The 7,261-nt window shown below is 72.5% G+C and carries 2 protein-coding genes, 1 tRNA gene and 2 rRNA genes; all 5 read left to right on the top strand.

The annotated features are described in order from the left end of the window. Positions 1–77, top strand: a 23S ribosomal RNA gene (locus CIW48_RS11955); the annotation flags it as partial. A 132-nt stretch (positions 78–209) separates the two neighbouring features. Beyond that, a 5S ribosomal RNA gene (rrf, locus tag CIW48_RS11950) occupies positions 210–325 on the top strand. 106 nt (positions 326–431) lie between these two features. Beyond that, a tRNA-Met gene (locus tag CIW48_RS11945) sits at positions 432–508 on the top strand. 437 nt (positions 509–945) lie between these two features. Continuing rightward, the gene (locus CIW48_RS11940; protein WP_149310964.1) at positions 946–2,904 is read left to right on the top strand and encodes a BamA/TamA family outer membrane protein; all 1,959 of its coding nucleotides are present in this window, start codon (positions 946–948) and stop codon (positions 2,902–2,904) included. Then, positions 2,905–7,260: a translocation/assembly module TamB domain-containing protein gene (locus CIW48_RS11935; protein ID WP_149310963.1), complete on the top strand. Its 4,356-nt coding sequence runs from the start codon at positions 2,905–2,907 to the stop codon at positions 7,258–7,260. It abuts the gene before it with no gap. Position 7,261: the final 1 nt, after the last annotated feature.

The raw sequence follows: 7,261 nt of genomic DNA, 5'->3' as shown, positions 1-7,261 counted from the left end.
CACGTCGATAGGCCGGGGGTGCAAGCGCGGTGACGCGTTGAGCCGACCGGTACTAATCGCCCGATTGGCTTGATCGCTCTCGTGATCCGTGTCCGTGAGACACACGAAACAAGAAGACCCGCAGCGTATCCGCTGCATGCTTGCCGAACCGGACCCACGCCGTCGCACAACCCTGCACGGCCAGGTCCCCAACAATTGCGATGCGCCGGTCTGGTGGCCTGAGCGGCGTGCCCAGAACCCGATCCCATCTCGAACTCGGCCGTTAAACACGCCAGCGCCCATGGTACTGTGTCTCAAGACACGGGAGAGTCGGTCGCCGCCAGACCCGCACATCGCAATCAGCATTCCCTCTCCACGACACCGATCCGGCCCCGGAGCCGGCGCCCGCTGACACCAGCCTGCGCCGCACCGGACCAGCCGCACACACTTGGCGCGGGGTGGAGCAGCCCGGTAGCTCGTCAGGCTCATAACCTGAAGGTCACAGGTTCAAATCCTGTCCCCGCAACCAAATCCCGACACGCAAAACCCGCCGCGCTCATAAGCGCGGCGGGTTTTGCGTTTGTCGCAACCTGTCGAACTGACACGGTCCCCGCGCCGAATCGTGCCGCGACGGTCGCCGCCGCTCCGGCAGGGGAGGGGGGTCGAGCGCCGGCCGATGATCGCCGACGCCTGTGCCGGGTCGATAACGCGGTCTCAGAACAGACCGTCGGCCAAGCTCACCGAAATCACTCGATCCCGGTTCCTGGGCACGGTGTCCGAGCCGCGGCCTTGGCGGTGTTGGCCTCGCAGGCACCTGGCCTTAAGGTGCGGTGGGGTACGCCGTGATACGGCGTAAGGGGGGAGCGACAATGATCTCACAGGCGGGCGGCACGGCCGACCTCGATCGGAGCTGAAGAGCGCGGTTTGCGCGTCTCCGCTCCCTTTCATCGTCCGGCCCACCCGGTGATGCGTCGCGCATCGCCGCCGAGGCTGGCCGTTCTGGCCCTGGCCCTGCTGGTCGCAACAGGGGCTCAACCCGCGCGCGCCTTCGACCTGTTCGGCCTGTTCGGCAGCGAGCCGGAACCGCCGCCGCCGAGCGCAACCGCGCTGCCGTACACGCTGCGGATCACCGGCACAGACGATTCCGACGTGCTGCGGGCCCTTCAGGACACCTCCACCCTCTATCGCCTGAGGCAGGATCCCCCGCCCGACGGCGAGGGGTTGCTGCGCCGGGCCGAGACCGACCTCGCCAAGCTCGCCGACGTCCTGTCGGGCTACGGCTACTATCAGGGAACGGTGACGATCCGGATCGACGCCGCGCCGGTGCCGGGGCAAGCGACGGCCGCGGTCGGCGCCGCGGAGGCGTGGCGCAACCGCGGCCTCATCCCGGTCCGCATCGCGGTCGATCTCGGTCCCCTCTACCATCTGCGCCGGATCACCGTGCGTGATTCGGCGGGCAAACCGTTCCCGGAGTTCGAACTGCCCGGGCGGGTCACCCGCGTCGACGAGGATGTTCCCGCGCGCTCCGCGACGGTGCTGGCGCGGGAAGCGCAGGTCGTCGATCACTTCCGCGCCCAGGGCCATCCCTTCGCCAAGGTGGTCGCGCGCGATCCCGTGGTAGACGATTCCGCCCACGTGATGGACGTGACCTTCACGATGGCGCCGGGCCCGGTGGCCGGAATAGGCCCCGTCGCCGTCAGCGGTGCGCCGGGCATTGACCCGGCGACCATCCGGTCCTTCATCTACGCCGAGCCGGGCGACCCGTATTCACCCCAGGCGGTGGCGGCGATCCGCCGGTCGGTGGCGCGGATCGAGGGGATCGGCGGCGTGCGGGTTCGCGAGGGGACGACCCTCGACGGCGACGGGAATCTGCCGCTGTTCGTCGAGGTCACCGAGCGCGAGCGCAACCTCGTGGGAGTCTCGGCGCGCTACTCCACAGTCGACGGGCCGGGCGTGCGGGCCTACTACGCCAACCGCAACCTGTTGGGTGGCGGCGAATCCTTCCGGGTAGACGCCGACATCTACTATCTGGGTCTCGGCAACGACCCGTTCGCCAACCAGCGCAAGGCCGCCGGGATCGGCACAAACGGCCTGGGCGGACGCCTCTCGGCAACCTACGTCCAGCCGGCCCTCTGGGGGACGCGCAACGACTTCCTGGCCAACGCCTTCATCACCCGCGAGGTGCAGCAGAGCTACCTCGTGGATGGCGGGGGTGTCTCAGGGGCGATCCGCCACCGGTTCTCGGACACGTTCTCGGCGCAGATCGGGCTCGACGCCCAGGCGGGTCGGTCGAAGGACGCCCTCGGCACGGTCAATTACCGGCTGATCGGCGTGCCGGCCTCGGTCACCTACGATTCCACCGACAGCCTCCTCGACCCGACGCGGGGCGTCCGGGCCATCGCGTCGCTGGCGGTCTATCCTGGCGCGATCTCCTCGCCCGGCATCGTCGTGGCCAAGGCGCAGGGATCGACCTACTACGCCCTCGACGACGAGGCCCGCATGATCCTGGCCGGCCGCATCGGCTTCGGATCGGTCTCGGGTGCGCCGCTGGGGGAGATCCCCGACAATTTCAGGTTCTTCGCGGGTGGCGGCGGCTCGGTGCGGGGCTACCCGTACCGGACCCTCGGGCCGATCGGCCCCTTCAACCTGCCGATCGGCGGCCGCAGCCTGCTGGAGGCCTCGATCGAGGCGCGCATCAAGGTCACCGACACGATCGGCGTAGTGCCGTTCTTCGACGCGGGCACCGCCTTCGCCTCGGCGATGCCGGATTTCGACGAGAAGATCCGCAAATCCGTTGGCATCGGCCTGCGCTACTATACCGGCATCGGTCCGATCCGCGCGGACGTCGCCTTCCCGCTCGACCCCTACAAGGGCGGACACGTGCGTCCCGCCGTCCTGTATCTGAGCCTGGGGCAGGCGTTCTGAATGGCGTTCCGAACCGGACTCACGCGGCGCGCCGCGCATAAGGCCGCCCGCCACGGCCGGCGGGAGCTGGCGCTCGTCCTGGTCTGCCTCGCCCTGCTGCTGCCCTGCACCATCGCGGTGACGCGCGCCGACGAGGGTGACAAGTCCGTGCTGGCCGGCCTCCTGTCCCGCGCCCTGTCGACGCCCTCCTCGCGGGTGGCGATCGGTGCCGTCGACGGTGCCCTGTCCTCCGACGCCACCATCCGGGACGTGGCGATCAGCGACCGCGACGGCGTGTGGCTGAAGCTCGACCGGGCCCGCATCGTCTGGCGGCGGCTCGCCCTCCTATCGGGACGGCTGGAGGTCGACAGCCTCGAGATCGGGCACCTCGACGTGCTGCGGCGGCCGATCCCCGGCCCACCGCCGCCCGAGGCCAAGCCCGACGGGCGGCTCCTCCCGGACCTGCCGGTCAAGGTCGAGATCAAGGAATTCAAGCTGGCCGAGCTGACGCTGGGCGAGGCGGTGGCCGGGCAGCCGGCGCGGCTGTCGGCCGAGGGCCGGGCGAAGCTCGGCGCCGCCAGCGAGGGGCTCGACCTCCAGGCCCGGGCCCAGCGCATCGACGCGCCGGGCCGCTTCCTGCTGTCGCTGCTGTTCGTGCCGAACGGCGAGCGACTTGAACTGAAGGCAAACCTGGTCGAGCCGGCGGGCGGCCTGCTCTCGAAGGCCGCCAACCTGCCCGGCACGCCGCCGATCGATTTCGAACTCGACGGAACGGGTACACTGGACGCCTGGGGCGCCAAGCTGGACTTCACGGCCGGTCCCGAGATCGGCGCCAAGGGCGGCGCGAAGATCTCCCGCATCGGCGCCGAGCGGCGCCTCACCCTCGACCTCGCGGCGCGGATCGAGGGGCTGATGCCGGGCCCGGCGGCGGCGGTCTTCGCCGGCATCACCAAGCTCGACGGCGGCCTCGCCTTCGCGGATAGCGGCGCCTTCCGGATCGACCGGCTGGAACTGACCTCCCGCACGGCGCGCCTGGCGGCCGGCGGCAGCCTCACCCGCGACCGGGTCGCCGACCTGACGCTGCAGGCGCGCGCCCTGCCGACAGAGGGCGACGTCACCCGGGCCGGCGAGGCCGAGATCGGCAAGCTCGTCTTCGACGGCAGCCTCAAGGGACCGCTGGCGACGCCGGCGGTCCGGGGCCGTCTCGACGCGGCCGCTCTGCGCAGCCGCGGGTCCAGCCTGGACCGGATCGAGGCGAGCCTCGGCATCGACCCTCAGGGCGAGCTGTCGGCGCAGCGTTTCGTCATCACGGCGGACGGCCGGGTCGACGGGCTGAAGCTCGCCGACCCAGCCCTGCGCCGGGCGATCGGCAGCCGCGCTACCGTGACGCTGCGCGCCTCGGCCGGCGCAGACGGCGTGGTCGACATCGCGGCGCTCATGCTGGACTCCGACACAGCGCGGGCAACCTATGCCGGCCGGGTCGGCCAGAACACGCTGGCGGGCACCGTCGACGCGGCGCTGCCGGACCTCTCCGTCTTCTCCGGGCTCGCCGGTCAGGGCCTCGCGGGCAGCCTCGACGCCAAGGCCCGGCTCAGCGGCGATCCGGCGCGCAAGGCCGTCGCCGCCGATCTCGCCGTGACAACGAGCGGCCTCGTCACCGGGATCCGGGCGGCCGACCGCACCCTCGGCCGCGCGCCGAGCCTCCAAGGGCGCGTGTCCCAGACCTTCGACGGGTACGGCTTCGACCATCTGCGCCTGGAAGGCTCCGGCGTCACCGCGACTCTGCAGGGCGAGGCGACGGCGACCCACGCGGACGTCACCGGCAGGATCGACCTCAAGAGCCTCGCGGAACTCGACGGGCGCCTCACCGGCAGGGCCGGAATCGACGCGCGCCTGACCGGATCCCTGGAGCGTCCGGACGTGAGCGCGACCCTGACGGCCCCCGCCGCCACGGCGGCCGGCAAGCCGATCCGGGATCTGCGCGTCGAGGCGATCCTGCGGGACGCGCTCCTCGCGCCGGACGGCACGGTCCAGCTCGGCGGCGACGTCGGCGGCAAGCCGCTGACCGGCGGCGCGCACCTCGCGCGCGTCGGCGGGGACTGGGTCCTCGACCGGCTCGGCCTCGATCTCGGCTCGGTCTCCGTCGCCGGCCAAGCGACGGTCGCAGCCGACACGTGGCTGTCGGCGGGCACGCTCACCGTGCGGGCCGGTGACCTGACGGACATCGCGCCCCTGGTCCCGGAACCGGTCTCGGGCCGCCTCGACGCGGCGCTGACCCTCGCCCGCGACGGCGGACGCCAGGACGTGACCCTCCGCGCCACCGGGACCGGGCTCCGCTACGGCGAGACCGCGCTCGCACGGCTCGACGCAGACCTCTCGGGACGCGACCTGCGCGCCCATCCGGTCCTCGACGGACGCGTCGAGGCCGATCGGCTCGTGGCCGCCGGCCAGCGGGTCGACATGATCCGGCTCCTCGCCAACGGCACGCCCGCCTTCAGCGACGTGAGCCTCACCGCCCGAGCGCGCGGCTTCACCCTCGACGGTGCCGCGCGCGTCGTCCCGGCCGCGGACACGCGGATCGAGATCCAGCGCCTGTCGGCGGCCCGCGGCAGCGACCGTTTCGCCCTGACAGGGCCGGCTGCGATCACGCTCCGGGACGGCGGCGCCGTGATCGACGGCCTGTCGATCGCGGCGGGGTCCGGCCGCATCACGGTCGCGGGCCGCGCCGGGCAGGATCTCGACCTCAAGGTGGCGATCCGGTCCCTACCCCTGTCGCTCGCCCGGATCGCCGCGCCCAGTCTGGCCCTCTCAGGGACCCTGGACGGCGAGGCGGACCTCCGCGGCCCCGCGACGCGACCGGAGGGGCGCTACGCGGTCAGCGTGGCCAAGCTCGTCGCCCCGCAGACGCGGCAGGCCGGGCTGCCGGCGATCGACGCGACCGCGAAGGGCACGCTGTCGGACGGGCAGGCGAGCCTGGACGCTCGGGTGACGGCCGGGCGTGGCGTCGCCTTGACGGTGTCCGGGTCGCTGCCCGTGGAGGCCGGGGGGCCGCTGGACCTGCGCGCCCGCGGAACACTCGACGCCGCCCTCGCCAACTCCCTCCTGAGCGTCGGCGGCCAGAGCGTCACCGGCAAGGTCGCCATCGACGGCGGCGTCACCGGAACCCTGGCGGCGCCGCGGGCCCAGGGCGCGGCGGTGCTGAGCGGCGGGAGCTTCACCGATCCGCTGAACGGGCTCCGCTTCACCGGGATCGAGGGTCGCGTCACCGGCCGCGGCGACAGCGTCGTGGTCGAGCGACTGACCGCGACCGCCCGCAACGGCGGCCAGGTCTCGGTCACCGGACGCGTCTCCCTCGCGCCCGATTTCCCGGGCAATTTCCACGTCGTCGCCGACAAGGCCGAACTCGTGTCGAGCCCGCTGATGACGGCCGTGTCGAGCCTCGACGTCACGCTGGCGGGGCCGCTGGCGCAAACGCCGCGGATCGCCGGCCGGGTGAACGTGGTGTCGATCGACGTCGCGGTTCCGGACCGGCTGCCGGCCACCATCCGGCCGCTGCCGGGCGTCCGCCACGTCAACACGCCGCCGGCCCTGCAGGCGCGCCTGGCGCAGCGGGCGGAGCGGAAGGCGGCGACCCGTCCCGGGCGGCGGTCCGGGAAGCCCGCCGTCCCGTTCGACGCCACCCTCGACGTGACGATCGACGCGCCGAGCCGCATCTTCGTGCGCGGGCGCGGCATCGACGCGGAGCTCGGCGGCGCGCTGCGCGTCACCGGAACCTCCGCGTCGCCCAACGCCAACGGCGCCTTCTCGCTGCGGCGCGGACAGTTCGAGCTCGTCGGCCAGCGCCTGGATTTCAGCCGCGGCCGGCTGACCTTCGCCGGCAGCCTGACCACGCCGGAACTCGATTTCGTCGCCGAGACCAAGGCCACCGACGTGACCGCCCGCATCGCCGTCTCGGGCTTCGCGGACGCGCCGCAATTTTCCCTGACCTCGGATCCGGTCCTGCCGCAGGACGAGATCCTGTCGCGGATGCTGTTCAAGAAGGCGTCGGCCGGCCTGTCGCCGTTCCAGGCGCTGCAGCTCGCCCAGGCGGTCGCCCAGCTTTCGGGGGGGGCCGCCGGTCCGGACATGTTCGAGCAGGCGCGCAAGAGCCTCGGCCTCGACAGCCTCGACGTCTCCACTGGCGCGAGCGGCGGGCCCGCGATCGGCGCCTCGCGCTACATCTCGGATCGGGTCAGCGTCGGCGTGAAGGCCGGGGCGAAGCCCGCCGACACGGCCGTCGGGGTCGACTTCGACGTCACGCGGCGGATCAAGCTGAAGGGCGAGGCCGGGAGCGACGGCCGCACCAGCCTCGGCGTCGGCGCCGAGTACGAGTGGTAGC

Source organism: Methylobacterium sp. P1-11 (genome assembly GCF_008329595.1).
Lineage (GTDB): Bacteria > Pseudomonadota > Alphaproteobacteria > Rhizobiales > Beijerinckiaceae > Methylobacterium.
This window is presented reverse-complemented; position numbering and strand designations above follow the sequence as displayed.

What these genes read in the sequence shown, in the direction of transcription:
- CIW48_RS11940 (WP_149310964.1), top strand. Translation starts at nt 946, where the DNA reads ATGCGTCGCGCATCGCCGCCGAGGCTGGCCGTTCTGGCCCTGGCCCTG.
- CIW48_RS11935 (WP_149310963.1), top strand. Translation starts at nt 2,905, where the DNA reads ATGGCGTTCCGAACCGGACTCACGCGGCGCGCCGCGCATAAGGCCGCC.